The sequence below is a fragment of the Sunxiuqinia sp. A32 genome (genome assembly GCF_052690465.1).
The window spans coordinates 168,629-193,433 of sequence record NZ_JBQYLI010000004.1 but is presented as its reverse complement, the minus strand read 5'-3'; the positions used below and the strand labels follow the sequence as shown (position 1 = coordinate 193,433).

At 36.8% G+C, this 24,805-nt stretch carries 22 protein-coding genes; 14 read left to right on the top strand and 8 right to left on the bottom strand.

Annotated elements, in window-relative coordinates:
* Positions 1–22 precede the first annotated feature (22 nt).
* Positions 23–892: a twin-arginine translocase subunit TatC gene (tatC, locus tag ACUNWD_RS05580; protein WP_445586794.1), complete on the bottom strand. Its 870-nt coding sequence runs from the start codon at positions 890–892 to the stop codon at positions 23–25.
* A 223-nt stretch (positions 893–1,115) separates the two neighbouring features.
* On the opposite strand from tatC, the gene recQ reads away from it, so the two are divergent.
* Entirely contained in the window at positions 1,116–3,299 is a 2,184-nt protein-coding gene (gene recQ, locus ACUNWD_RS05575; RefSeq protein WP_445586793.1) for a DNA helicase RecQ, read from the top strand.
* A 59-nt stretch (positions 3,300–3,358) separates the two neighbouring features.
* Here recQ and ACUNWD_RS05570 read toward each other — a convergent pair whose 3' ends face one another.
* Positions 3,359–4,585: a pyridoxal phosphate-dependent aminotransferase gene (locus ACUNWD_RS05570; protein WP_445586792.1), complete on the bottom strand. Its 1,227-nt coding sequence runs from the start codon at positions 4,583–4,585 to the stop codon at positions 3,359–3,361.
* 237 nt (positions 4,586–4,822) lie between these two features.
* Between ACUNWD_RS05570 and ald the strand changes: the two genes are divergently transcribed.
* From ald to ACUNWD_RS05525, 9 genes are all read left to right on the top strand, one after another.
* Positions 4,823–5,962, top strand: a complete 1,140-nt coding sequence (gene ald / locus ACUNWD_RS05565; protein WP_445586791.1) for an alanine dehydrogenase — start codon at positions 4,823–4,825, stop codon at positions 5,960–5,962.
* Positions 5,963–6,409: 447 nt separating this feature from the next.
* Positions 6,410–8,833 (top strand): ATP-binding protein, encoded by a 2,424-nt coding sequence (locus tag ACUNWD_RS05560; protein ID WP_445586790.1) that lies wholly within the window; start codon positions 6,410–6,412, stop codon positions 8,831–8,833.
* 23 nt (positions 8,834–8,856) lie between these two features.
* On the top strand, positions 8,857–10,209 hold the full coding sequence (locus tag ACUNWD_RS05555; RefSeq protein WP_445586789.1) for a sigma-54-dependent transcriptional regulator: 1,353 nt from the start codon (positions 8,857–8,859) through the stop codon (positions 10,207–10,209).
* Between the two features lie 48 nt (positions 10,210–10,257).
* Positions 10,258–10,677 carry a hypothetical protein gene (locus ACUNWD_RS05550; RefSeq protein ID WP_445586788.1) on the top strand — a complete coding sequence of 140 codons (420 nt, stop codon included), beginning with the start codon at positions 10,258–10,260 and terminating at the stop codon, positions 10,675–10,677.
* Between the two features lie 661 nt (positions 10,678–11,338).
* Positions 11,339–11,620 (top strand): YtxH domain-containing protein, encoded by a 282-nt coding sequence (locus ACUNWD_RS05545; RefSeq protein WP_445586787.1) that lies wholly within the window; start codon positions 11,339–11,341, stop codon positions 11,618–11,620.
* A gap of 22 nt (positions 11,621–11,642) precedes the next feature.
* Entirely contained in the window at positions 11,643–12,014 is a 372-nt protein-coding gene (locus tag ACUNWD_RS05540) for a hypothetical protein (protein ID WP_445586786.1), read from the top strand.
* The gene (locus ACUNWD_RS05535) at positions 12,011–12,223 is read left to right on the top strand and encodes a hypothetical protein (protein ID WP_445586785.1); all 213 of its coding nucleotides are present in this window, start codon (positions 12,011–12,013) and stop codon (positions 12,221–12,223) included. Before ACUNWD_RS05540 ends, ACUNWD_RS05535 begins: the two co-directional genes overlap by 4 nt.
* 82 nt (positions 12,224–12,305) lie before the next feature.
* Entirely contained in the window at positions 12,306–13,184 is an 879-nt protein-coding gene (locus tag ACUNWD_RS05530; RefSeq protein WP_445586784.1) for a universal stress protein, read from the top strand.
* Positions 13,185–13,219: 35 nt separating this feature from the next.
* The gene (locus ACUNWD_RS05525; RefSeq protein ID WP_445586783.1) at positions 13,220–13,720 is read left to right on the top strand and encodes a Dps family protein; all 501 of its coding nucleotides are present in this window, start codon (positions 13,220–13,222) and stop codon (positions 13,718–13,720) included.
* Between the two features lie 70 nt (positions 13,721–13,790).
* Here the strand turns inward: ACUNWD_RS05525 and ACUNWD_RS05520 are convergent, their stop codons facing one another.
* Both ACUNWD_RS05520 and ACUNWD_RS05515 read right to left on the bottom strand, forming a co-directional pair.
* On the bottom strand, positions 13,791–14,420 hold the full coding sequence (locus ACUNWD_RS05520) for a class I SAM-dependent DNA methyltransferase (protein ID WP_445586782.1): 630 nt from the start codon (positions 14,418–14,420) through the stop codon (positions 13,791–13,793).
* 30 nt (positions 14,421–14,450) lie between these two features.
* Entirely contained in the window at positions 14,451–15,182 is a 732-nt protein-coding gene (locus ACUNWD_RS05515) for an NAD(P)-dependent oxidoreductase (RefSeq protein ID WP_445586781.1), read from the bottom strand.
* Positions 15,183–15,472: 290 nt separating this feature from the next.
* On the opposite strand from ACUNWD_RS05515, the gene ACUNWD_RS05510 reads away from it, so the two are divergent.
* The 4 genes from ACUNWD_RS05510 (at position 15,473) to ACUNWD_RS05495 (ending at position 21,268) form a co-directional block, all read left to right on the top strand.
* On the top strand, positions 15,473–17,305 hold the full coding sequence (locus tag ACUNWD_RS05510) for a DNA topoisomerase IV subunit B (protein WP_445586780.1): 1,833 nt from the start codon (positions 15,473–15,475) through the stop codon (positions 17,303–17,305).
* 63 nt (positions 17,306–17,368) lie between these two features.
* The gene (locus ACUNWD_RS05505; protein WP_445586779.1) at positions 17,369–19,996 is read left to right on the top strand and encodes a DNA gyrase/topoisomerase IV subunit A; all 2,628 of its coding nucleotides are present in this window, start codon (positions 17,369–17,371) and stop codon (positions 19,994–19,996) included.
* The gene (locus tag ACUNWD_RS05500) at positions 19,996–20,499 is read left to right on the top strand and encodes a shikimate kinase (RefSeq protein ID WP_445586778.1); all 504 of its coding nucleotides are present in this window, start codon (positions 19,996–19,998) and stop codon (positions 20,497–20,499) included. The genes ACUNWD_RS05505 and ACUNWD_RS05500 overlap by 1 nt, the downstream gene beginning before the upstream one ends.
* A gap of 4 nt (positions 20,500–20,503) precedes the next feature.
* Positions 20,504–21,268 (top strand): MBL fold metallo-hydrolase, encoded by a 765-nt coding sequence (locus ACUNWD_RS05495; protein WP_445586777.1) that lies wholly within the window; start codon positions 20,504–20,506, stop codon positions 21,266–21,268.
* Between the two features lie 105 nt (positions 21,269–21,373).
* Here ACUNWD_RS05495 and ACUNWD_RS05490 read toward each other — a convergent pair whose 3' ends face one another.
* From ACUNWD_RS05490 to ACUNWD_RS05475, 4 genes are all read right to left on the bottom strand, one after another.
* Complete coding sequence (locus ACUNWD_RS05490) at positions 21,374–21,571, bottom strand: cold-shock protein (protein ID WP_445586776.1); 198 nt, start codon at positions 21,569–21,571, stop codon at positions 21,374–21,376.
* 11 nt (positions 21,572–21,582) lie between these two features.
* Positions 21,583–21,921, bottom strand: coding sequence for an RNA recognition motif domain-containing protein (locus ACUNWD_RS05485; RefSeq protein WP_445586775.1), 339 nt, complete (start codon positions 21,919–21,921; stop codon positions 21,583–21,585).
* A 113-nt stretch (positions 21,922–22,034) separates the two neighbouring features.
* On the bottom strand, positions 22,035–23,348 hold the full coding sequence (locus ACUNWD_RS05480; protein WP_445586774.1) for an aspartate kinase: 1,314 nt from the start codon (positions 23,346–23,348) through the stop codon (positions 22,035–22,037).
* 585 nt (positions 23,349–23,933) lie between these two features.
* Positions 23,934–24,650, bottom strand: coding sequence for a GntR family transcriptional regulator (locus tag ACUNWD_RS05475; protein WP_445586773.1), 717 nt, complete (start codon positions 24,648–24,650; stop codon positions 23,934–23,936).
* Between the last annotated feature and the right edge of the window lie 155 nt (positions 24,651–24,805).

Below are 24,805 nucleotides of genomic sequence, written 5' to 3'. Positions count from 1 at the left end.
GTAACGTCTGTTTGTTGGTTTATCAGATTTCATCCAGATTTTCTTCTGCCTTTTTGTTTACGCGTTTCGAAATTACGATACCTATCTCATACAAAAACACAAGAGGGAAACATACCATAATTTGACTAAACACATCGGGAGGAGTAATTATTGCTGACAATAATAATAACGCGACATAAGCGTGTCTCCTGTATTGCTTCATCATTTGTGGGGTGAGGATGCCAACTTTGCTTAAAAAATACACAAATATTGGTAACTCGAAAATAACCCCACTGGCCAGACTAATTGAAGTGACCGTGCTGATGTACGAACGCATGTTGATTTGGTTTGTTACCTGTTCAGAGATTGAATATGACCCTAAAAAATGAATGGATAGTGGAACAATAAGATAGTAGCCGAATAAAACACCTAGAATAAATAATATGGACATGTAAACAACGGCACCACCTGAATGCTTGCGCTCGTTTTCATATAAAGCTGGGCGAATAAACCTCCAGAATTCAAAGAAAACATAAGGTGAGGCAACGATCAATCCTGCAATGATTGACACCATTACGTGTGTCATGAAGTTGTCTGCCATTTTAATACTTATTAACTCTAGTGGCTTTGTATTAATTAATAAGGAGTCAACGCCGGTTAATTCCGCAAGTTTTGCAAACATCCGATTGGTCCAGAAGTCAGTTGTTTTTGGATTGAAAATTACCGTGTCAAATATGAAATCCTTATTAATGAATGCAACAACAGCAAGCACTATAATGGATAAAAATGCTCTGATAATATGCCACCTCAATTCTTCAAGATGCTCAAGAAAAGACATTTCAACATTTTTGTCTTTCACTTTTTTACCCCTTCTTTTGGTAGTTTGCTTTTCTGTATAAGTATCTTCGCTCATAAGTATCTATCTATTCAATAGTTATCGTTGGTTTGTTTAAAAATCCCGACAAATATAGCTTATATTCATGATTTCGTTTTTGTATAAGCCCTTAAAATTATTTAAATCAAGTGTAATTGTCTTTAAATTGAAAAAATTCGTTGGAATATCAGAGAGTTTTTAGTTACCTTAGATTTCGCAATTTACGAAACGTGAAAATTATTTTTATTAATTTCCTGGCTTTATGAAGAACGAGTTAACACTGACCGATCATCTTCAAAAGCATTTTGGTTTTGATCGATTTAAAGGACAGCAGGAGGAGGTAATCAAAAGTGTTCTTGATGGAAATGACACTTTTGTTTTGATGCCTACGGGGGGAGGAAAATCTTTATGTTATCAGTTGCCGGCTTTAATATTGGAAGGGACTGCCATTATTATTTCGCCGTTAATTGCGCTGATGAAGAATCAAGTTGATTCGATCCGCAGTTTTGGTACTGATGACGGGATTGCTCATTTTTTAAATTCATCCTTAAACAAGGCTGCCATTCAACAGGTGAAAGATGATGTGTTGAGTGGGAAAACTAAATTGTTGTATGTAGCGCCCGAATCACTTACGAAACAAGAAAATATTGATTTTCTTAAAAATGTAAGGATTTCGTTTTATGCTATTGATGAGGCTCATTGTATTTCAGAATGGGGACACGATTTTCGTCCGGAGTACAGAAGAATTCGTCCAATTGTTTATGATATAGGACAAGCTCCTATAATTGCGCTAACGGCTACTGCTACGGCTAAAGTTCAGCATGATATACAGAAAAATCTGGGCATGTTGGATGCAAAAGTTTTTAAAGCATCATTTAACCGGCCGAATTTGTATTACGCTGTTCGCCCTAAGGTAAAACCCGAGAATCAAATCATTAAGCTTATTAAAGAGAATGAGGGGAAATCGGGAATTATTTATTGTCTGAGTCGTAAACGGGTTGAACAACTTGCTGAATTGCTTCAGGTAAATGGAATTAAAGCATTAGCCTATCATGCCGGAATGGATTCAGGTACCCGATCTGGAAATCAGGATAAGTTTCTGATGGAGGATGTGGATGTGATTGTGGCAACCATTGCTTTTGGAATGGGGATTGATAAACCGGATGTTCGGTTTGTTATTCATTATGATATTCCGAAAAGTTTAGAAGGATATTATCAGGAAACCGGACGTGCTGGCCGGGATGGGGGAGAAGGACAATGCATTGCCTACTATTCTTATAAAGACATCCAGAAACTGGAAAAATTCATGCAGGGCAAGCCTGTTGCCGAGCAAGAAATTGGACGACAGTTGTTATTGGATACAGCATCTTATGCTGAATCTGCGATTTGTCGTCGTATTATCTTGTTGAATTACTTTGGTGAAACACTGGAAGAGCCTTGTGGTAACTGTGATAACTGTCTCAATCCAAAAGAGCAAGTGGAAGCCAGCGATGAGGTTGTTCGTGCATTGAAAGCGATATTGGAAGTAAAAGAAAAATATAAAGCTGAGCATATCTCGGATATACTAACAGGAACTAAAACCGCTGCTGTAAAGTCATTTAAGCATTATGAGCTGGAGTCATTTGGTTCAGGAGATGACCATAGTGCGCGATTTTGGAATGCGGTATTCAGGCAGAGTATGATTGCAGGCCTGATTACAAAGGATATTGAGAATTATGGTCTTTTGAAAATCAATCAAAAAGGGCATGATTTTATGCAAAAGCCGGAAGAGTTTTTGCTCGTCCGCAATCACAATTACGATGAACTGGAAGAAGAATCTAGTAATGGAGGTGCTCCAACTGGAGGAACAGGAGGTGATCCAGAACTTTTTTCCATGTTGAAAGATCTTCGAAAGAAAGTTGCAAAGAAGCTCAATCTTCCACCATTTGTGATTTTTCAAGATCCATCTTTGTCGGATATGTCTATTCAATATCCTATTAGTTTGGATGAATTGAAATTTATTCAGGGCGTTGGTGAGGGGAAAGCCAAACGTTACGGAAAAGAATTTATTGAGCTGATTAAAAAGTATGTTGAGGAAAACGAAATCGAGAGACCTCAAGATATGGTTGTTAAATCGGTAGCCAATAAATCGAAGTTGAAAGTATTCATCATTCAAAGTATTGATCGGAAACTTCCATTTGAAGATATTGCCGACTCAAAGGGTATTGAAATAAAAGATCTGATTACGGAAATTGAGGCAATTGTGAATTCCGGAACAAAAATAAACATTGACTACTACATTAATGATGTTATGGATGAAGATCATCAGGATGAAGTATTCGATTATTTCAGGGAAGCAGAAGATGATTCTGTACAAGTTGCTCTTGATGAATTGGGTGAAGATGAATATTCTGAGGAGGATATTCGTTTAATGCGGATTAAATTCTTCTCTGAGATGGGGAATTAATAATATTCAAGAATATTGCTACATAAAAAAGGCTGATCAATCGATCAGCCTTTTGACTTTTATGCTTCTTTGTGATTTTCTTTTTGTCGGACTTTACTTCCCGGATAAACTTTTAAAGCCTCTTCCAGTACTTTAAGTGCGTTGCCCAAATCCTTTTTGTTAAGAACATATGCAATACGCACTTCATCGCGTCCATATCCCGGAGTTGTATAGAAACCGGATGCAGGTGCCATGAAAATTGTTTGATTCTCATACTCGAAATCTTCAAGTAGCCATTGGCAGAACTTATCTGTGTCATCCACAGGTAGCCGGGCAACGGTATAGAAAGCTCCCATTGGGATTGGAGAGTAAACTCCTTCAATACGGTTCAATCCGTCAATTAAGAATTTACGACGATCAACGTACTCATTGTATGAGTCCATTAAATATTCTTCGGTATTTGATAACGAAGCCTCAGCCGCAATCTGTCCAATTAAAGGTGGACTTAATCTTGCTTGGCAAAACTTCATTACATTCTTTTTAACCTCTTCATTTTTAGTGATGAGTGCTCCAACTCGCAGCCCACATTCGCTGTATCTTTTCGAAACTGAATCGACCAAAATTACGTTTTGCTCAATGCCTTCCAGGTGGAATGCCGAAATGTATGGAGCTCCTGTGTAGCAAAATTCACGATACACCTCGTCTGAGAATAGATAGAGGTCATATTTCTTTACCAAATCGCGAATTTTATTCATTTCCTCGCGGTTATACAAATATCCAGTTGGGTTATTTGGATTGCAAATCATGATTCCCTTTGTTTTTGGGGAAATCAATTTTTCAAATTCTTCAACCGGAGGTAGTGCAAAACCTTCTTCAATTTTTGCTGGAATTGACTTAATGATTCCACCTGCAACAATTGCAAATGCTTCGTAGTTGGCATAGGCTGGCTCAGGAACAATGATTTCATCCCCCGGATCCAAACATGACATGAATGCAAAAGTTACTGCTTCACTTCCTCCTGAGGTAATGATGATATCATCTTCTCCAACATTAATATTGAACTTGTGATAATACTCTGCGAGCTTCGCTCGAAAAGAACGAATTCCCTCACTTGGCGAATATTCCAGAATCTTCCGGTCGATGTTTTTAATTGCATCGATCGCCACTTGTGGGGTATGTAAATCCGGCTGGCCAATATTTAAATGGTATACCGTAACTCCTCTTTCTTTAGCCTTATCAGCATATTTCACCAATTTCCGTATCGGTGAATCAGGCATCATATTTCCCCTTTTCGATGTCGTTGGCATGTTATTAAAAATAATTTCACTAAGTCGGCAAATATACGACTAACAAATTAAAATTGAAATTCATACAGAATCGCAAAATTGATATTTAAAAATTGCATAAACTATTAAATTGATAAAAATATTTCAGAATACTTGTTAATTCTATTGCAGACAGCAGATAACGCTTCGGAAACCTACTGGTTTTCTTGTATTTTATCATGTTTTCACTGTATGGTTTAATTTAATTTTGAGGCATGGATGTTTAACAAACTAAATGAAGAAGCAATGATAATAGGAGTACCAAAGGAAATAAAGAATAATGAGAACAGAGTCGCATTGACTCCAGCCGGAGTAGGGGAGTTAACACTTCGTGGACATGAGGTTTATGTGCAAGCGACAGCTGGTGAGGGAAGTGGATTTATAGATGATGATTATATTCATGCTGGAGCAAAATTATTGCCAACAATTGAAGAAGTTTATGCAAAAGCAGAGATGATAATTAAGGTGAAAGAACCGATTGCAGAGGAATACAAACTAATCAGAAAAGGTCAGATATTATATACATATTTCCATTTTGCTTCATCCGAAGAACTTACTCGTGCAATGATTGAAAATGGCTCGGTTTGTTTGGCTTATGAAACTGTTGAGATGGATGATCGTTCATTACCACTGCTGATTCCAATGTCGGAAGTGGCTGGTCGTATGTCTGTGCAGGAAGGTGCTAAGTATCTGGAGAAAACATTTGGTGGTTATGGCGTTCTTTTAGGTGGTGTTCCCGGAGTTCCTCCAGCAAAAGTGTTAATAGTAGGTGGAGGTATCGTGGGTACGGAAGCTGCAAAAATGGCTGCAGGACTTGGTGCAGATGTTACTATCATGGATGTTAGTTTGAAGAGATTGCGTTATCTGGATGATATTATGCCGGCAAATGTGAAAACAATGATGAGCAATGATTACAACATTCGTGATATGGTAACAACTCACGACGTTATTATTGGAGCTGTGCTAATTCCTGGAGCAAAAGCGCCTAAGTTAATTACTCGCGACATGTTGCCGACTATGCGTCCAGGTACTGTAATGGTGGATGTTGCTGTTGACCAAGGCGGTTGTTTTGAAACCACAAAACCAACTACTCATGATAATCCTATTTTCGAAATAGACGGTGTTACTCATTATTGCGTTGCCAATATGCCGGGAGCAGTGCCGCGCACTTCTACATTGGCGCTCACGAACGCTACCTTACCATATGCTTTGCAACTCGCGAATAAGGGATGGAAACAGGCCTGTTTGGATAATAAACCACTCCGCAAGGGATTAAACGTTGTTGATGGTATGGTCGTTTATGAGGGAGTTGCTGAGGCTTTCAACCTTCCATATGTGAATGTCGATACAATTTTATAGATGTTTTATATTTAAGAATGTCTGTTCTTTTCAGACATGAGTTTTATTTATGGTTATTTTTAGTCTAAAAGAACCCTGCCGTTTCGGTGGGGTTTTTTGTTTCATCTGTGGCGATTTCTCCACATATTTGAGTCGTATTGTTCCTAAAAGCATCGTTGTAGGCTAATTGGCATAGTTTTTTCACCATCTTCATTCGATTGATTACGCTGTAGACAAAAAAAGACTTTTCCGGATTCAAAGAAAAATGCTGATTGTTATGGTTTGGGTTCATAAAGGATTCATATTGGCAATCAGCTTTTCAATGTTTTTGAGTCAAAACATTGGTCATAATTATTTGTTTAATATGTAAGTATTTCTCCTGAACATTATTCTTTAATGCTAAAGAATTTGTAACTTATTTCTATCAGTGTTTCAGGTTCTTTCATTTACATTTTTCAAATAATACCAATGAAAAATCAACTTGAAAATCAAATAAGGCAGATTGCAGAAACAATTAATCATCTTGAAGATGGTGAAGTTGATATTCATTCCTTATTGGAACTTGATGAACTTTTAGATATACTAAATAAGAAAATTAGGTCTACCAAACTTGGTAATCCCCTGATTAATCAATCTAAGTTTTTAGAGTCAATCAGATATGAGGCCATTCTTGTTTTTGATCGTGATTTTAAAGTCTATAAATACACTGGATCAATTGACCACCTTTCATACCCGAATAAAGACACTTCTTTTTCTGTGCAGGATTTATTAAAGTTTGAAGATGGAAAGCAGTTTGTGAATGAGGTTGGAATGTTGACGGAGGATCACAATCAGCGAACTTTTGATGTTGATATTCACTCGAAACAGGGGGTGCCGCTGTCGGCTTCAATTAACTTGGAATTACTTTCTTCTGAAAAAGGGAAAGAGTTGATTTTTGCTGGTATTAATTTTAACAATACGTCTTTGATTGACATTCAGAGTTATCAGCAGATTGTTATCGAAAATCTTCCAGATATAGATGTTTATCTGTTTGATAATGATTACCGATACGTGTTGGCTGGCGGAAGAGAAAAAGAACGTTTTGGATTGACAAATAGTTATTTTGCCGGTAAAACTCTCTTTGAGGCTTTTGATGAGAAAATAAATAAGAGGTTTTTCCCTTTTTATCGAAAGGCGTTAAGTGGGGAAATGGCGGATGGCGAAATTCGAATTGAAGGCCAGATTTATTACATATGGGCGACTCCGGTAAGAAATTTTTATCATGAGGTTGTAGGGGGAACTGCTATTGTTCAAAATGTCACTAAGGACAAACAAATTGAGCACCATCTTAAGAAAGCAAAAGACGATGCACAGAAGGCAGATCAGGCAAAATCTGTGTTTCTTGCAAGTATGAGTCATGAAATTCGCACACCGCTTAATGCGATTATTGGATTTACTGAACAGCTTGGTAAAACAGATCTTAACGATCAACAGCAAAAATTTCTTGACCTTATTGGAGAGTCTTCTGATCATCTGCTCTATCTGGTGAATGAGATTCTTATCTTGTTTAAGCTGGGAATGGGGAAAGTGTATATTGATAAATCACCTTTTTCATTAATTCATTTGCTAAATGTTGTTTACGACTCCTTCATTATAAAAGCCAATGAACGCAAATTAGATTTATCTGTTCACATTGATGCTGATGCTCCTGATGCAATAGTCGGAGACTCATTTAGACTGAAACAGGTATTGATCAATTTGCTTTCGAATGCGATTAAATACACGGATTCCGGAGCGATTGATCTTCGTTGTAAACTATATAGTATTGATAGAGAAAATGTTAAACTCAGGTTTGAAATACAGGATACAGGACCAGGGATTTCAGATGATATTTTGCCAATCATTTTTGACGAATTTACGCAGTCAAAAACAGGAATAGATAAGCAACGAAAAGGCGCAGGACTTGGATTGGCGATAACAAAGAAATTGGTAGAACTACTTGGTGGCTCCATTCATGTGGAAAGTGAATATGGAGTGGGAAGCACTTTTACGGTTGATTTGTCTTTTCAGAAAGTCAATGAGAAACTTGTCGTTGAAAAAGAGAATGTCTTCTCGATTCATGAAAATTTATTGAAAGGGAAACGAATCTTAATTGCTGATGATGATGTGCAAAATTTATTTCTTGCTGAAACGATGTTGAAAAATTGGCAAGTCGAATATAAAATGGCGGAGGATGGGAAAGAGGCCCTAAATTTATTACTTTCAGATAAATTTGATATTGCGTTGCTAGATATTCATATGCCAAACAAGGATGGTATTGAAGTGGTGAATGAAGTTAGGAGCCAGAAATATGGTCTGAACTATCATACAAAAATGCTAGCTGTGACAGCCAATGTTTTAAAAAGTGACATCAGAAACTACATGGATACCGGCTTTAGTGATTACATATTAAAGCCATTCAGAGAGGTTGAATTGTATAGTAAGATTTGCAATGTGTTGCAGGTTTCATCCATAATTCAAACAAAGGGAAAATCTATCGAAAAGGGAAGAGAGAATAATTCGTTAGGTAAAATCAGGTTTGATACAGATAATCTAAAGATAACAGCCAATGGAGATGTTGAATTTTTCAATAAGATGCTTTTTACTTTTATTAGGAATACCCAGAAAGTAAGGGATAAAATTCAGACAGCTCTCAATGATGAAAACTGGAATGAGATTGGAGAAAAGGCACACCGGGCAATTCCTTCTTTTGAATATTTTGGGTTGCGTGGAACAGTTGACAATCTTATAGAACTGGAAAATTTAACGTTACGCGAGAAGAAATATACCGGTATTCCGGGTAGGGTGCATAAACTCTTAACTGATATAGACTTAATTCTTGAACAAGCCAGAAAAACAATTGAACCTAGGTAAAAATACCTTAAAGTTGAAAAAGTATGAGCAAGATATTGATTATTGATGACGATACATTTATTTGCGAGATATTGAAAAAGCAATTAATCAGCAAAGGCTATGAGGTTGAAACAGCTTTCTCCGGAAAAACCGGAATGTTGGCTATTCGCAATACTACCTTTGATCTGGTTCTGTGTGACTATCGGCTACCCGATACGAATGGGCTTGAGCTTCTTCAAAAAATAAAGGCAATTTCAACTGATACCATTGTTGTGATAATTACAGCATATGCAGATGTTAGGCAGGCTGTTAAACTAATGAAGATGGGAGCAGAGGATTATATTACAAAGCCCTTGCAGCAAGAAGAGATATTTTCACTTATTAAAAACAAGTTAAAAACACGAGATGAATTTGAACAGGTTAATGATCAGTTTTATTCAAACGGTGAATTTGTGATTGGTGAAAGTTCAGCTATGCGATCGGTCGTAAACCTCGCGAGAAGAGTTGCACCAACGAATATGGCGGTTCTTATTCAAGGCGAAACAGGAACAGGCAAAGAATATGTGGCCCGTTTTATCCATCAGCATAGCAAAAGACACGATAAGCCTTTTGTGGCAGTTGATTGCGGAGCTATTCCAAAAGATTTGGCAAATAGCGAGTTGTTTGGTCATGTGAAAGGCTCTTTTACAGGCGCTATCCAGGATAAAGAGGGAGTTTTTCAGCAAGCAAACGGAGGCACTTTGTTTTTAGATGAAATTGGAAACTTAAGTTATGAAATACAGGTTCGCTTGCTTCGGGTTTTACAGGAGAAACAAGTATCTCGTTTGGGGGAGAATAAATTTAAGAAAGTTGATGTTCGAGTTATTACTGCATCAAATGACGATTTAATAGAAGAGGTCGAGCTGGATAAATTCCGTGAAGATTTATATCATCGGGTAAATGAATTTAAAATTTCGTTGCCACCCATTCGTGAAAGGCAGGAAGATATTATGCTGTTTGCGAATTATTTTATAAGAATGGCAAATTCAGAGCTGGGGCAACGTGTTCAAAAACTGAATGAAGAAACTAAAGAAATTTTTAAGCAATATCAATGGCATGGAAACTTACGCGAACTAAAGAATGTTGTGAAGCGCGCAGTTTTGATGTCTGTTGGAAATGAAATTACGCGTGAATGTTTGCCAGTTGAAATTATTCAGCAAGCAAGTTCGTTGGTTGGGAGTAACGATTTTGACATCGGAAATTCAAAACTGAAAGATGCTTCATCCGAGTTCGAGAAACAGCTGATTGTGCGTACAATTCGAGAAGCCGGTTTTAATAAATCAAAAGCCGCCCGGTTATTGAAAATTGATAGAAAAACCTTGTATAATAAAATCAAACAATACGGAATTGAATTTTGATTTATGGAATAATAGTTGAAGATAATATCTCTGCGAGGAGGTATTATAATGCAAAGGATAAACTCATTAAAGAATATTGTCATTGTAAATAAGAATCCCGATTGGTTTCTCAATCACGGGGTGGATATAAATAGTGAAACTATAAAAAATCATGTTAAGTATTTTTCAAATGCTTCGGGTTTGTTAAATTATTTGGAGGAATTGAGAAAAACAGAAAGATATGATGAGTTTCCTGATTATGTGTTGATTGATATGCAGTTGCCGGATATGAATGCTTCCCGCTTTTTTGATAGTTTTGAACATCTTGTGAAAAGAGATAAGAGCCCCGAAGTTTTTATATTGGCTGAAAGTCCGAACAAGAAGAACAGGGATATTGCAATGCAATATTCATTTGTAAGTGCCTACCTTGAAAAGCCGATTCCTGAAGATTTGCTTGAAGTATTAATAGGTGAACGTGGTGTGGAATAACTTCTTATTGTGTAGAGATTGCGAAACATTTTTTGTTGATATCCACTTTAAAATCACTCCGTGAAAATTAGATGAAATATTTTATCTGATATGCTGTTTCTTCCTTTATTTGTTTAAGAGAAACCTAATTATCATCCACTAAAAAGCAACTAAAGAGAGAATTGCTGATTCATTTTATTCAATATACTTCGTAAGATTGAAACTTTCATTTGGTCTTTTTTTTAGTTCTGTTTCCTCTATTCTTGTTATGCACTATTGAATTCTATTTGAGGTAGATTTTATATTCTACGAATTGTGGAAATAGTTCTACAGTAGTTTATGTGTTAGATGTTGCAGGATGTCTTTTAGTTGTCAGGTTATCAGTGATTTGGGTTTGTGGAGAGCGGCGGGTGTATTCTTTGGAATGGTTTTTTCAATGTCTATAAGTAATTGATTTATACCAACCATTTATGAAAACATTAAAAAAGAGAATAGAAAACATGAATGCTTATCTCAATTCAAGAGATTATTCTTCCAGCCAAAAAACAACAATAAGAAAGAATGAAAGTAAAATGGCTAGTGGAAGAATGACACGAACTCTGGATCGTACAAGAGATACCAGAACGACTAATAAAATTAAGTCGTCTATCTAATTATATTATTAACCATAAAATTTAAAGCCATGAATAAAGGAACGAGAAACGCCCTACTGGGTTTTGTTGCTGGCGCAGCAGCAGGTGCATTGACTGGAATTTTAGTTGCTCCTCATAAAGGAGAAAAAACCAGGAAACAAATCCAAAAGAAAGTTAAAGAAGTATCACATGATGTGAAAGATACTCTTGGTAAGAAAGTTGATGAATTGAAAGATCAGGTAAATGATATGATCAATCATGCAAAAGAAACTGTCGATGACGTTGAGAAAAAGGTCAAAGAAAAAGCTAAGTCTAATGCCAGTCATAACTAGAATTTAACTAATCCAAACTGCTATGAGCAAGAACCTATCAGATAATATTAATGATCTGGGCAAAGTTTCGAAAAAGTATATACAGGCTCGAATAGATCTGATTAAGCTAATACTACTGGAGAAAGCAACTGAGATTACTTCGTACCTGATTAATAGTTTGGTCTTGATCCTTTTAGGAGCTCTTGTCCTGATGTTTTCATTAGGTGCTTTTGTCGCCTGGTATGGACAGGTTTATCATGATTATCTGACAGGCATCTTGTTAGCAGTGGGGATTTTAATTGTAGTGATAATATTATTTGTAGTCTATAGGAAAAAGATTGTTACCACGTCCGTTTTAGAGAATTATTCCTCCATTCTTTTTGAGGGCGAAGAAAAAAATAAAGGTGAACTATGAAATCGATTAAAAGCATAAGGGAACTTGAGCTGATGAAGGATAACTTGAATTACAAAGTGCTTCATTTGGAGGAAAAGCTAAAGGGGCACTCTGAGGAAGCTATTTCTGCCGTTACGCATCAGTTGAAAGAAATTGCGTTTGAAGCGGGAATGAAAATTATACTTAAGCTATTCTTCCGAAATCGTGAAAACGAGAAAGAATCAAAATAGGCTACAAAGGGAACCCGAATTCCCTGTGAAATTCTCCAAGGAGTTGTTACTCCCGTGAAAATAAATATTAAAATATGAAGCCATGAAAACAAATCTCCTGTTACTGGACTCATTACGAAATGTGGAAACCCTCATCTATTCAGGATTTTCCTTAAGCAATCAGCTAAATCGAAAACTTAGAATTGTATACATATACGATTTTAATTGGATTAGTAGTGGAGAGTTTGTAGGGGCAGTCGCACCAACAATTGATGCAAAATATCTTTCCCTTGAAAAGGAAATTAAGAAAGATTTTGAAATAGCTGAATCCAAGATAAAAGAAATAACAACTGAGTATTTTGCTAGTAATCCAATAAACGTACCTTTTGAAGTTGAAGTTGCGGAAGTAAGTCGCTTAGATTATATGAAAAAGTATCTGCATGATGAGAAAGATGTAATCTTGTTGATGAGCAATTACAATAGCTATGCCGACACTTCGTCTGGACAAGTTAAATATCCAAACATAATAGATGTGGTTGGATGTCCGGTATTAGTGTTGCCTGATGATTATAAAATCCACGATTTTAATAAAATTGTTTATGCTTCAGCTTTGCATGAGGAAGATTTAATGGCAATGCGACATCTATCCGGACTATTTGCTAAAGCAAAGGGAAAAGTCCTTACTGTTTTTCACAATGAAAAATTAGTAGATTTTGAAGAAGAACTTAAGTGGAGAGGTTTCCAGTCGGTAGTTCAAAATACGGTGAATACGTTTACCTATACTTTTAATCTGACCCATGAGAAAGATGCAAGAGAAGGGCTGGATACAATTGTTGAGAAAGAAGATCCAGATTTAATTGTTCTTTTAAAAGAAAAGAAAGGATTTTTCAAAGAGGTCTTCTCAAGCTCTGAAACCAGGTATGCGGTTACTCATTTTGATAAACCCGTATTGGTATACCATGAAGAGAACCTCCATAAATAACTGTTTTATCATCATTCAATAAATCATATATAAGCATGGAAACTAAAGAAAAAACATTTGTGAGATTAGGTTTCAATCAAAAAGATACTTCTGAGGTTATCGAAAATATTAATCAATTAATATCAAGTTATCATGTGCATTATCAGAAGCTTCGTAATTTTCATTGGAATGTTGTTGGGAAGGATTTTTTTGAATTGCATGAAAAATTTGAAGAATTGTATGATTTTGCCAAGATGAACATTGATGATCTTGCAGAGCGAGTTCGAGTCTTCGGAGCTCGGCCAACAGCCCGGTTGACAGACTATCTGAAGTCATCAAAAATTTCGGAGCCTCAAGGATTTCTTTCGCCCGAAGAGATGGTGGATGAGGTATTGAGCGATTTTGAAATCTTACTTTCTCAAATGATAAATGTACTTGAAAAGGCAAACGATCTTGGTGATGTGTCAACCATTGATTTAGTAAACACAATGGTGAAACGCACCGAAAAATACTATTGGATGTTCACTTCCTGGTTGGAAGATTCCAATATAAATTGACCAGTTGCCATATATTGCCCAAAAGGTCGCTAATCAAAAATTAGTGACCTTTTTGTGTTTTAAGGAAGATCTAATTCTGTTTGCTAAAATTGAAAATCATATCTGTTGTTACCGAACCATCCAATTCGGGGTAATCTTGTTCTTTATAATCGATTAATTCATATCCACCTTTTCGAAATTCATTCAGTACATTTTCCTTTGTGTGATAATTAATAATCAGCTTTTCTTTGTTTGCAAAACTAATTTCTTCAATAGCAGATTTTTCCCCTTTCATACAACTTATGTAGATCAACGAATCTTGGTGAGAAAAACAATTGACTTGTGCTACAAGTTTGTCAATTTCTTCTGATTGGATATATGGTAATCCAAAAGCGCAAATAATTAAATCGTAAGTTTCTTTTGGGATGTTAATGTCTAAAATATCCGATTTGAAGAATTTTCCATCTGGAATTTTCTGTTTGGCGATCGTTAGCATTTCTTCTGATAAATCCACGCAGGTAATTTCAGTATCTGGGATAAGATTCTTGATGAACTGGGATACATTGCCGGGACCACATGCCAAATCCAATAAGTTCTTTGGCTTTTTCGCCCGTTCTATGAAGCTGGTGTAACTTTCGTCGTATAAATCCAGGGTGCCAATTTTAGCATCAAATTGTGAAGAATATTTCGAATAGAATTCGATGATTTGATCTCTTTCCATTCATCAAAAATAGTATTTCCATGCAATATTCTATATAACGTACTTCTTATCATAGAGTACTGGCATTTGTCCTTTCCATTTTGTCCAGACCGCTTCATGTGTTGCTAATTCAGTCATAAAGTGAGCGACGTTAATGCGACTAATTTTCCCGGCATTAAAGATTGCACTTCGAATAGGAGAAGGGAATGCCTCGTAGTCTGAGGTGTTTTCTCCATTAATCAAACCGTCTGGGCGAACAGCTACCCATTCAATTTGATCGTGGTTTTGGCCAATACGAGTTCGAAGGTATTCGGCAGCCTTTTCATTGTCAACATGTGGAGGGAGTAATAACCGGAGTAATCGAATGACTATTTTTTGAGCAAATGAGATCGGCTCATATAGATCGCGGTTTTGATATCCAGAAGTGCTCATCAATACAAATTTGACAGGTTTCTCTGATTTTGTGGATTTGATAGCACGACATAATCGGCGCGTAGCCTCGGTAACCAGTTTTCGAGGTTGTCCGTATATGCCTTTCAAATTAATATTATGCCCAAGACATGAGGCTACAGCTTCACATCCTTCTACCTGTTTGGCAAAATCGGTATCACTTAAATCCAGTAAGCTAGCTTTTGTTATTTCCAGGTTTTTATGATTTCTTACTGATTTAGGCAACTTCTCAGGAGTTCTTACTATTATTTTGACATGATTGCCCTTTTTTAGCAATTCATTCACTAGTAAACTTCCGGTTGCTCCAGATGCTCCAACTACCAGAATTTTCATTGTTCTTAATTTTAGAGATATCAACGATTAAGTCAATTAATTGTTGGATCGTTTCAGTTTTTATTTCACAATTCTAAAATGAAAATTCACGAAATTGAGAGAATCTAAAAATCGGTATCTTTGAATCCATAATCTGCTATTGAGCACATGCTCTCAGTTATCACCAAATGTAAGTTCCAAAAACTAAGCTGATTTGATAAGTTTTCAACGGTTTGCTGTTAATTATTGACAAATGTGCAAGACTTTAATGGTCTTTTGTTTTCTTTATATTTGTGACAAAATGCATAGGTATGACTCCAAATTATGATGAAGGTTCGATAAAGACGCTTGATTGGCAGGAACATATCCGGAGACGCCCTGGAATGTATATTGGGAAGCTTGGGGATGGTACAGCCAGTGATGATGGTATTTATGTGTTGCTGAAAGAAGTCGTGGATAATTCGATTGATGAGTTCATGATGGGCTTCGGTAAAAAGATAGATGTTCAGGTTTCTAATGAGCTGGTAAGTGTTCGAGATTATGGCCGCGGTATTCCATTGGGTAAGCTGCTTGATGTGGCTTCAAAAATGAATACCGGTGCTAAGTATGATTCCGAGGTTTTCAAGAAATCGGTTGGATTGAATGGTGTTGGTATTAAAGCGGTGAACGCTTTGTCAACTTCGTTTAATATTAAGGCATTTCGTGAAGGACAAATCAAAGAGATTGATTTTTCACGAGGATTGGTTGTCAACGAAAAAAATGTTGGTACAACTGACGAGCCTAATGGGACAATGGTCAGTTTTGTGCCAGATGGGGATATTTTTAAAAATTATCGTTTTCGAAGTGATTACATCGAAAACATGATGAAGAATTATTCTTTTCTGAATGCGGGTTTGGCAATCTACTATAACGGCGAAAAATTTCAATCGAAAAACGGGCTGAAAGATTTGCTGGAGGAAAATCTGGATGCAGAACCATTGTATCCGATTATTCACCTGAAAGGGGAGGATATTGAATCAGCTATAACGCATGGCAACCAGTATGGTGAAGATTACTATTCGTTTGTAAACGGGCAGCATACAACACAAGGAGGAACGCACCTGGTTGCTTTCAGAGAAGCTATTGTTAAGACCGTTCGTGACTTCTATAAAAAAGATTTTGATCCATCTGACATTAGGGCTTCCATTATTGCAGCGATCAGTATTAAAGTGGAAGAACCTGTATTTGAATCTCAAACTAAAACTAAATTGGGCTCCAGGGATATTGGCCCCGATGGACCAAGTGTGAGAAACCATGTGGTTAATTTCATACAAAAAGAGCTGGATAATTATCTGCACAAAAACCAGGATGTTGCCGAAGTTCTTTTGCGCCGGATTCAGGAATCAGAGCGAGAGCGTAAAGCGATTTCAGGAATCAAAAAACTCGCAAAGCAGCGTGCAAAAAAAGCAAACCTACACAATCGAAAACTGCGTGATTGCCGGGTTCATTATAACACAAATAAAGATCGAAAAGAAGAATCATCAATATTTATTACCGAGGGAGATTCTGCGAGTGGTTCGATTACAAAATCACGAGATGTAAATACACAGGCCGTTTTTAGTTTAAAGGGTAAGCCTTTGAATACTTATGGGTTGACGAAGAAGGTCGTGTACGAAAATGAAGAGTTTAATCTATTACAGGCTGCCTTGAATATTGAGGAAAGCATGGAAGATTTGCGTTATAATAAAGTGATTATTGCTACGGATGCTGATGTTGATGGAATGCATATTCGTTTGTTGCTAATCACTTTCTTTTTGCAGTTTTTTCCTGAATTAGTAAAAAAGGGTCATTTATATATTTTGCAAACTCCATTGTTCCGAGTTCGAAATAAAAAGAAAACCATTTATTGTTACTCAGATGAGGAGCGAATTAATGCTATCGGAGAACTGGGTAAAAATCCGGAAATCACCCGATTTAAGGGGCTTGGTGAAATTTCGCCAGATGAGTTTAAGCATTTTATCGGACCAGAAATAAGATTGGATCCGGTGCAAATGAAAAAGCATGAGTCGGTTTCTCAGATGCTTGAGTTTTACATGGGGAAAAATACTCCGGATCGGCAAGAGTTCATCATTGATAACCTTTATGTAGAAAAGGATGAGCTGTAGCAGTTGAAATGCAAAAAAAAGTAAAGGCTTTCGGGCCAATGTTGAAAATATAACTTACCAGTCGTGTCAGAAGAGGAAAAAAACATAGACAGCCAGGATCAGGAAAAGAAGGATAACATAACCTACTTGTCAGGCATGTACCAGGATTGGTTTCTGGATTATGCATCTTATGTAATTCTTGAGCGTGCAGTACCTTACGTAAATGATGGACTGAAACCTGTTCAACGTCGCATCATGCATGCCATGAAAGAGATGGATGATGGCAGATACAACAAGGTGGCGAATATTATTGGTCAAACCATGCAGTATCACCCGCATGGAGATGCATCGATTGGAGATGCATTGGTTCAGCTTGGACAAAAAGATTTGTTGGTTGATACGCAGGGAAACTGGGGAAACATTCTAACCGGTGATGGATCTGCAGCTCCTCGTTATATTGAAGCGCGTTTGTCAAAGTTTGCTCTGGAAGTGGTCTTCAACCCCAAAACAACGAACTGGAAACTGTCTTATGATGGCCGCAATAAGGAACCAATCACTTTGCCAATGAAATTCCCGTTGCTTTTGGCACAGGGAGTTGAAGGGATTGCTGTTGGATTGGCTTCTAAAATTCTACCTCACAACTTTCTTGAGTTGATTGACGCTTCAATTCTCCATCTGAAAAATGAAGAATTTGAAATTCTGCCGGACTTTCCAACTGGTGGTTCCGCGGACTTCTCAAAATATAATGACGGTCTGAGAGGTGGTGCCGTTAAGGTAAGGGCTAAAATTGAAAAGATCGACAACAAGACTTTAGCTGTTACCGAACTTCCTTTTGGTAAAACTACGACTACTCTTATTGAGTCAATCATAAAGGCCAACGATAAAAATAAGATCAAAGTCAAGAGAATTGATGATAATACTTCCGAAAATGTTGAGATTCTGGTTCATTTGGGATCTGGGGTTTCTTCGGATAAAACCATTGATGCGCTATATGCTTTTACTGATTGTGAAGTTTCAATTTCGCCAAATGCATGCGTTATTGAAGACGACAAACCGAAATTTATTGGTGTTAGCGAAATTTTAAGAAAAAACACGGACCAAACAGTTTCCTTGTTGAAACTGGAACTTGAAATCAGGAAGCGTGAGTTGGAAGAGGCTTGGCATTTTGCTTCTTTAGAAAAAATATTTATTGAAGAACGTATCTATAAAGATAAGGAGTTTGAGCAATCTAAAAGTATGGATGAAGCGATTGCCCACGTTGATAAAAGATTGACTCCCTGGAAACCAAAGTTGATGCGTGAGATAACGAGGAATGATATTCTGAAACTGATGGAAATCCGGATGGCTCGTATCTTAAAATTCAATACGGACAAGGCAAATAATCACATACAATCAATTGAGGATGAGATTACTGAAATCAATAGTGATATCAAAAATATCATCCCATTTACAATTGATTATTATCAACGAATAAAAGATAAGTTTGGTAAAGGCAAAGAACGTAAAACTGAAATCCGTAGTTTCGAGAATATTGTAGCTTCGAAGGTGGTTGTTGCCAATGAAAAACTATATATCGATCGGGAGGAAGGTTTCATAGGAACCAGTCTTAAAAAGTCCGAATATGTTTGTGACTGTTCTGATATTGACGATGTAATCGTTTTCAGAAAAGACGGAACTTATTTCATCACAAAGGTTTCGGATAAAGCTTTTATTGGAAAGAATATTCAGCATTTAGCTGTCTTTAAAAAGAATGATAAGCGTACAATTTACAATGTTGTTTATCGTGATGGTCGCCAAGGAAATTACTATATGAAGCGTTTTGCCGTAACTGGCGTTACACGTGACAAAGAATACGATATTACTAGAGGAGCTGCTGGTTCCCGAATCTTATATTTTAGTGCAAATCCTAATGGGGAGGCAGAAGTATTAAGGGTCACATTAAAACCAAAACCACGCTTGAAAAAGCTGATCTTTGAAGTTGATTTTGGAGAGCTTGCAATTAAAGGTCGTGGCGCCATGGGGAATATTCTTACCAAAAATGATGTCCACCGAATTCAGTTAAAAGAAAAAGGTGTATCAACTTTGGGTGGTCGAAAAATTTGGTTTGACTCGGATGTTTTGAGGTTGAATTCGGATAATAGAGGTAAGTTTTTAGGGGAGTTTCAAGGTGATGATAAAATCCTGGTGATCTATAAAAATGGTGATTACCAGTTGTATAACTTTGATCTTTCCAATCACTTTGATCCAGATATTTTAGTGATCGAAAAATTTGACTCACAAAAGGTATTGTCAGTAGTTTACTATGATGGCGATCAGGATTTCTATTACGTCAAGCGGTTTGAGATTGATGAGGTGATGGGTAGGCGAATTAGCTTTATTGGTGAGAGTGATAAAAATAAGCTAGTCAGCATTACCTGGGTTCGTTATCCTCGATTGGAGCTGGAATTCGGAGGGAAAAACGCAGAACGTGAAAATGAGATTATCGAAGTCTCCGAATTTATTGGTGTAAAATCCTATAAAGCAAAAGGAAAGCGTTTGACCAATTATGAGGTTGAAAACATTACGGAGCTGGAGCCTGTTGTGAAGGATGAAGATGATAAGCCTGAGGATGAATTGGAAATAGAAAATGAATCAGACGATGATATTCCTTTCGAAGTGAATAAGCCTAAGGCTGAGGATGAAGAAGATACTAATCAAATGTCGTTATTTTAATGAGAGTTTACCTGATTGGATATATGGGGTGTGGCAAATCAACGATGGGGAGAAAGCTTTCCAAGATGTTGAATATGTCGTTTATTGATCTCGATAAGTATATTGAAGAGAAATTTTTTAAAACCATTCCGCAGATATTTGCAGAAGAGGGTGAAGCAAGTTTCCGTGAAAAGGAACGTGCAGCTTTGATGGAAGTCTCCGGATTTGAAAAAGTAATTGTTGCAACGGGTGGAGGTGCTCCCTGCTTTTTTGATAACATGGAGCATATGAATGACAGTGGAGCCTGTGTGTTTTTGGATGTTGATTCTGATGAGCTTGCTAATCGGTTGATCCACTCTAAGACGGAACGTCCGCTAATAAAAGGTAAGTCGCCGGAAGAATTGGTCGACTTTATTGAGGAGATGATGGGGAAACGCAGACCATTCTATGAAAAGGCCCATTATGTGTTGAAAGGGAAAGAAATTACTCCTGAAGATGTAATTGCTGCAACCGGATTAAATTAGTAAGATGCTTGAAATTTGTGCACTCGCTTCAGGAAGCAATGGGAATTGCTATTATATAGGAAATGATCAATCTGCGGTATTAGTGGATGTTGGTTTGTCTGCCAGACAGATTCAATTGAGGATGTCTTCCCGAAAATTATCAGCTGAAAAAGTAAAGGCCATTTTTATTAGCCATGAGCACAGCGATCACTGTCGAGGTGCCCGGGTGCTGAGTAAACGTTTGCGAATACCTGTTTTCCTAACAAAGAAAACTTACCTGGCTATTCGTCCAGCTGAAAAACCTGAATTAGTTAGATGGTTTGAACCCGGACAAGAAATTGAAATTGGAAATATTAAAGTTTCAACTTTCTTAAAGAAACATGATGCTGTTGAGGCTTGCTCATTTCGTTTGACTTATGGAGGGAAAGAGATAGGAGTGATGACTGATATTGGTGAACCATGTGATCGGGTGATCGATCATTTTTCAAAATGTCATGCTGTCTTTTTAGAGTCTAATTACGATGACGACATGCTTCAGAATGGCCCTTATCCATATTATCTAAAGCGACGAGTTTCCTCTTCAGTTGGACATCTTTCAAATGTTCAAGCTTTAGAGTTGGTACAGAATCACGCAGGGGAACAACTTGAAATGTTGCTGCTAAGTCACTTGTCCGGTGAGAATAATACTCCTGATAAAGCTTTGGAGTCTTTTAAGCCGTGTAATGGGAATTATAAGATTGTCTTAACTTCCAGAAAAGAGGCATCCGAAGTTTTTAAGTTCAGTTTATAGCATAAAAAAACCTGGGAAAACCCAGGTTTGATCTTTTCAAACAGTAGTAAAAAATCTTTTATTGGAGGAGCTGACTTCTTCAAAGTCCCCGCTCAAATATCGGAGTTATTCTACTTTAGTAACGTTCGTTGCAATTGGCCCTTTTTTACCTTCGCCAATTTCAAATTCTACGGTCTCATCTGGTTCCAGACCGCCAAAGGCATTTACTAAACCTGAACGATGTACAAAGATGTCTTTGTTATCCTCGGTTAGAATGAAACCAAAACCTTTGGTCTCGTCATACCATTTTACAGTACCTTTCATGATCATCCAAATTAATAGTTAGATCTGAAATTGTTTTCTCTTCTGTTGAAGCCACCGCCGCCACGGTTTCCACCGCGACTACCGCCACCGCCGCCACGACTGTCTCTCTTTTTCTCGATAGACTCGTTTACGACCATGTTTCTACCTTCAACTTCTGCGCCATTTAATTCTTCAATGGCTTTTTTAGCTTCGTCATCGTTAGCCATTTCAACGAATCCAAAACCTTTACTTCTTCCAGTGAATTTGTCAGAAATAACTTTTACTGAGTTTAACTCACCGTACTCCTCAAAAATGTCCCTGATATCATCTTCAGTTAAATTGTAATTGAGGTTTCCTACAAAAATGTTCATATAAATAAAAATAAAATGTGTGAGGGAGCAAATGTAGTTTTAATAAACCATTAAAAAAACTAAAATGGAATTATTTTCAATAAGTTTATATGTTGTCAAACTACTGAACTAAATTATTTTAGAAGATTTTTACTTAATGCTTGTAGGGTTCTTTGCTTTTGAATCGTAGGTACCAAAACCGAAATATTGTAACGACTTCCACCATATGAAATCATCCTGATTGGGATGCCTTCCAATGCATTGAACACCTTGGCTGCGAAACCTTTTTCTTCAGCAATTATGTCTCCAACAATACAGATAATGCTTTGATCTTGATCTACTTCTACTTCGCCGAATTGTTTTAACTCTTTGAGGATCAGGTCGAGACGTTTTGTGTTGTCAATGGTTATTGAAACGGCAACCTCTGAAGTGGAGATCATGTCGATGGGTGTCTTGAAAGATTCGAAAACTTCAAAAATGCTTTTCAAAAAACCATAGGCCATCAGCATTCGATAAGAGCGTATTTTGATTGCTGTTATGCCATCTTTTGCTGCAACTGCTTTTATTCCTTCACCGCTTGAATCCGCTGTAATTAGAGTTCCACTGTCTGTTGGATTCATTGTATTTTTCAATCGAACCGGAATATTTTCAAGTTTTGCGGGGAGCACGGTTTGAGGATGAAGGATTTTTGCGCCAAAGTAAGCTAACTCGGCTGCCTCATTAAATGACAGTTGCTCTATCTTTTTTGTGTTTTCAACAAAACGAGGGTCGTTGTTGTGAAAGCCATCTATATCAGTCCAGATTTGAACTTCTTTTGATTTTATAGCTGCTCCAATTAAAGATGCGGTGTAATCTGAACCTCCACGTTGTAGGTTGTCGATTTCGCCATCGGCGTTTCTGCATATAAATCCTTGGGTGATGTAGTAATCCGCATCTCCTGCTTTGTCAAGTACTTCTTGTATGTTTTCTCTGATAGCCCTCAAGTCAGCGGCTTTTTCACTGTCAATTCGCATAAAATCAAGAGCAGGCAGCAGTTTTGTGTTATATCCATTTTCAAGCATCAGTTGTGTGAAAAGTGCGGTAGATATCAATTCCCCTTGAGCAAGAATCTCTTTTTCTGCAGCATCACTGTAACCTTTGGATATACAAGCCCGAATAGCATCAAAGCTTTTTTTAATAACCTTGCCTCCTTCTTTTATTCTATCCTGATCTTTGAATAGTCCACTTACGATTTCTTTGTATTTTTTTTCCAGCTTGTGTGTTTGGGTGCGGGCAACATCTTTATTCTTTTTGTCTAGATAATCGGCGATTTCAACGAGTGCATTAGTTGTGCCTGACATGGCAGAAAGTACAACCAACTTTTTTTCTCCATTTGTGATGAGATCCATCACTGCATTCATATTTTCAATACTTCCTACCGATGTTCCTCCAAACTTTAATACTTTCATCTGCAATTTTTTTAATGTTGATGTTCAGCAATTTTCTTAATTGTACAAGTAAACCCATTGAATGCATTCGTGAGTTTGCATTTTCTATGAATTATGCATCCTCTTATTTGCTTACATTCCTTGTGTTTAAACAAGTTATTTAATTTTGCAAAGATTAAAATTTTTATGGATTTTTGAAAGAAATATACACTAGCATGAATATTTATTCATCAAAAAAGAATAAAAATAGAGCATTGAAAGATGTTAGGTGGATAAATATTTTATGTGGTTTTCATTGTATGTTTAAACATTTTAGCTTAATTTTAATTGTTCTTTAAAATATTTTCAAATTTACGCTATTGTGAAATCAAGTTGATCTAAGCTCTGAGAATGAGTAAAATGTATCTAGGTTTTGCAGTGTCTGCCCTATTAAAGTGTGACAAAACTTAGGATCAAAACAGAAAAAAAACTTGATGAATTGATAAAATAGTGTTTAATTTGCACAAACAATTTTTGGTGGGTATCCAGTCTCTTCTCAAGAGATTTATGTGCAGCTAGGGGTGGATGCACGGATATCCACCTTCTTCTTTTTAATAATTTTCCTTTTTAAAATATTCCTTTGATTGCGTGCTTTTCGGAGTTGAAATAGATTGTTGAGTAGATGTGAAAGCCATCTCGGTTTGTCAACAACTTTCGTTCAAGATATAAAACTGGCTCGCCTGTTTTTATTTTAAGTAATTTCCCAATTTTGTCGTTAGCCTTAATTGCTTTAAGTTTTTGCTCGCCACCTTTTATTTCAATTTGGTAGTGAGTCCTTAGTGTGTCAAACAATGACTTGTTTTCAAATGATCGACTTGTGAAACGAGGAAGGTTAATATTGGGGATGTGGTTGATGTCGTAAAAGACTGGTTGTTCGTTGACAAATCGCAAACGTTCCAGATATATACAGCCTGAATCTCTCTCCGGTTCTGTGATATCATATTGAAAATCTTCTGGCCAGGGAGTAATAGTTGGCTTTTGCAAAATCTGGGTTTGCAGATATTGTCTGGCAATTGCAGATGCTGTTCCTGATATTGATAAAATTCCGATGTCTTGAGGCGGTTTTCTAACGATACTTCCTTTGCCCTGTTTTTTCAGGATGAACCCATCTTGTACTAAAGCTTCTAATGCATGTCTTACTGTTGGTCTAGTGAGGTTGTGTACCGCACAAAGTTCATTTTCAGAAGGCAATAAACTTCCTTCTTCGTAGACTCCGGAAATAATGTGTTTACGCAGCGTCTCGTACAGTTTTTTGTATTGTGGTATTTTATTTACTTCAGGCATATGTTATCAAATGATCATCAAAAATAAGAAAAAATATTAAATTTTATTTCGCTACTTGTATATACAAGTTATAAAATGTAAGTTTACAACCTGATGTTTTAAATAGGGCTTTGGTTAGTGTTTTTGGTGAATTAACTAATGTCAATTTGTTTTTG

Coding starts and splice junctions, on each gene's coding strand:
- ACUNWD_RS05540 (WP_445586786.1), top strand. CDS start 11,643: ATGAGCAAGAACCTATCAGATAATATTAATGATCTGGGCAAAGTTTCG.
- ACUNWD_RS05520 (WP_445586782.1), bottom strand. CDS start 14,420: ATGGAAAGAGATCAAATCATCGAATTCTATTCGAAATATTCTTCACAA.
- ACUNWD_RS05530 (WP_445586784.1), top strand. CDS start 12,306: ATGAAAACAAATCTCCTGTTACTGGACTCATTACGAAATGTGGAAACC.
- ACUNWD_RS05515 (WP_445586781.1), bottom strand. CDS start 15,182: ATGAAAATTCTGGTAGTTGGAGCATCTGGAGCAACCGGAAGTTTACTA.
- recQ (WP_445586793.1), top strand. CDS start 1,116: ATGAAGAACGAGTTAACACTGACCGATCATCTTCAAAAGCATTTTGGT.
- ACUNWD_RS05495 (WP_445586777.1), top strand. CDS start 20,504: ATGCTTGAAATTTGTGCACTCGCTTCAGGAAGCAATGGGAATTGCTAT.
- ACUNWD_RS05510 (WP_445586780.1), top strand. CDS start 15,473: ATGACTCCAAATTATGATGAAGGTTCGATAAAGACGCTTGATTGGCAG.
- ACUNWD_RS05480 (WP_445586774.1), bottom strand. CDS start 23,348: ATGAAAGTATTAAAGTTTGGAGGAACATCGGTAGGAAGTATTGAAAAT.
- ACUNWD_RS05555 (WP_445586789.1), top strand. CDS start 8,857: ATGAGCAAGATATTGATTATTGATGACGATACATTTATTTGCGAGATA.
- ACUNWD_RS05485 (WP_445586775.1), bottom strand. CDS start 21,921: ATGAACATTTTTGTAGGAAACCTCAATTACAATTTAACTGAAGATGAT.
- ACUNWD_RS05535 (WP_445586785.1), top strand. CDS start 12,011: ATGAAATCGATTAAAAGCATAAGGGAACTTGAGCTGATGAAGGATAAC.
- ACUNWD_RS05550 (WP_445586788.1), top strand. CDS start 10,258: ATGCAAAGGATAAACTCATTAAAGAATATTGTCATTGTAAATAAGAAT.
- ACUNWD_RS05525 (WP_445586783.1), top strand. CDS start 13,220: ATGGAAACTAAAGAAAAAACATTTGTGAGATTAGGTTTCAATCAAAAA.
- ald (WP_445586791.1), top strand. CDS start 4,823: ATGTTTAACAAACTAAATGAAGAAGCAATGATAATAGGAGTACCAAAG.
- ACUNWD_RS05475 (WP_445586773.1), bottom strand. CDS start 24,650: ATGCCTGAAGTAAATAAAATACCACAATACAAAAAACTGTACGAGACG.
- ACUNWD_RS05500 (WP_445586778.1), top strand. CDS start 19,996: ATGAGAGTTTACCTGATTGGATATATGGGGTGTGGCAAATCAACGATG.
- tatC (WP_445586794.1), bottom strand. CDS start 892: ATGAGCGAAGATACTTATACAGAAAAGCAAACTACCAAAAGAAGGGGT.
- ACUNWD_RS05490 (WP_445586776.1), bottom strand. CDS start 21,571: ATGAAAGGTACTGTAAAATGGTATGACGAGACCAAAGGTTTTGGTTTC.
- ACUNWD_RS05570 (WP_445586792.1), bottom strand. CDS start 4,585: ATGCCAACGACATCGAAAAGGGGAAATATGATGCCTGATTCACCGATA.
- ACUNWD_RS05545 (WP_445586787.1), top strand. CDS start 11,339: ATGAATAAAGGAACGAGAAACGCCCTACTGGGTTTTGTTGCTGGCGCA.
- ACUNWD_RS05560 (WP_445586790.1), top strand. CDS start 6,410: ATGAAAAATCAACTTGAAAATCAAATAAGGCAGATTGCAGAAACAATT.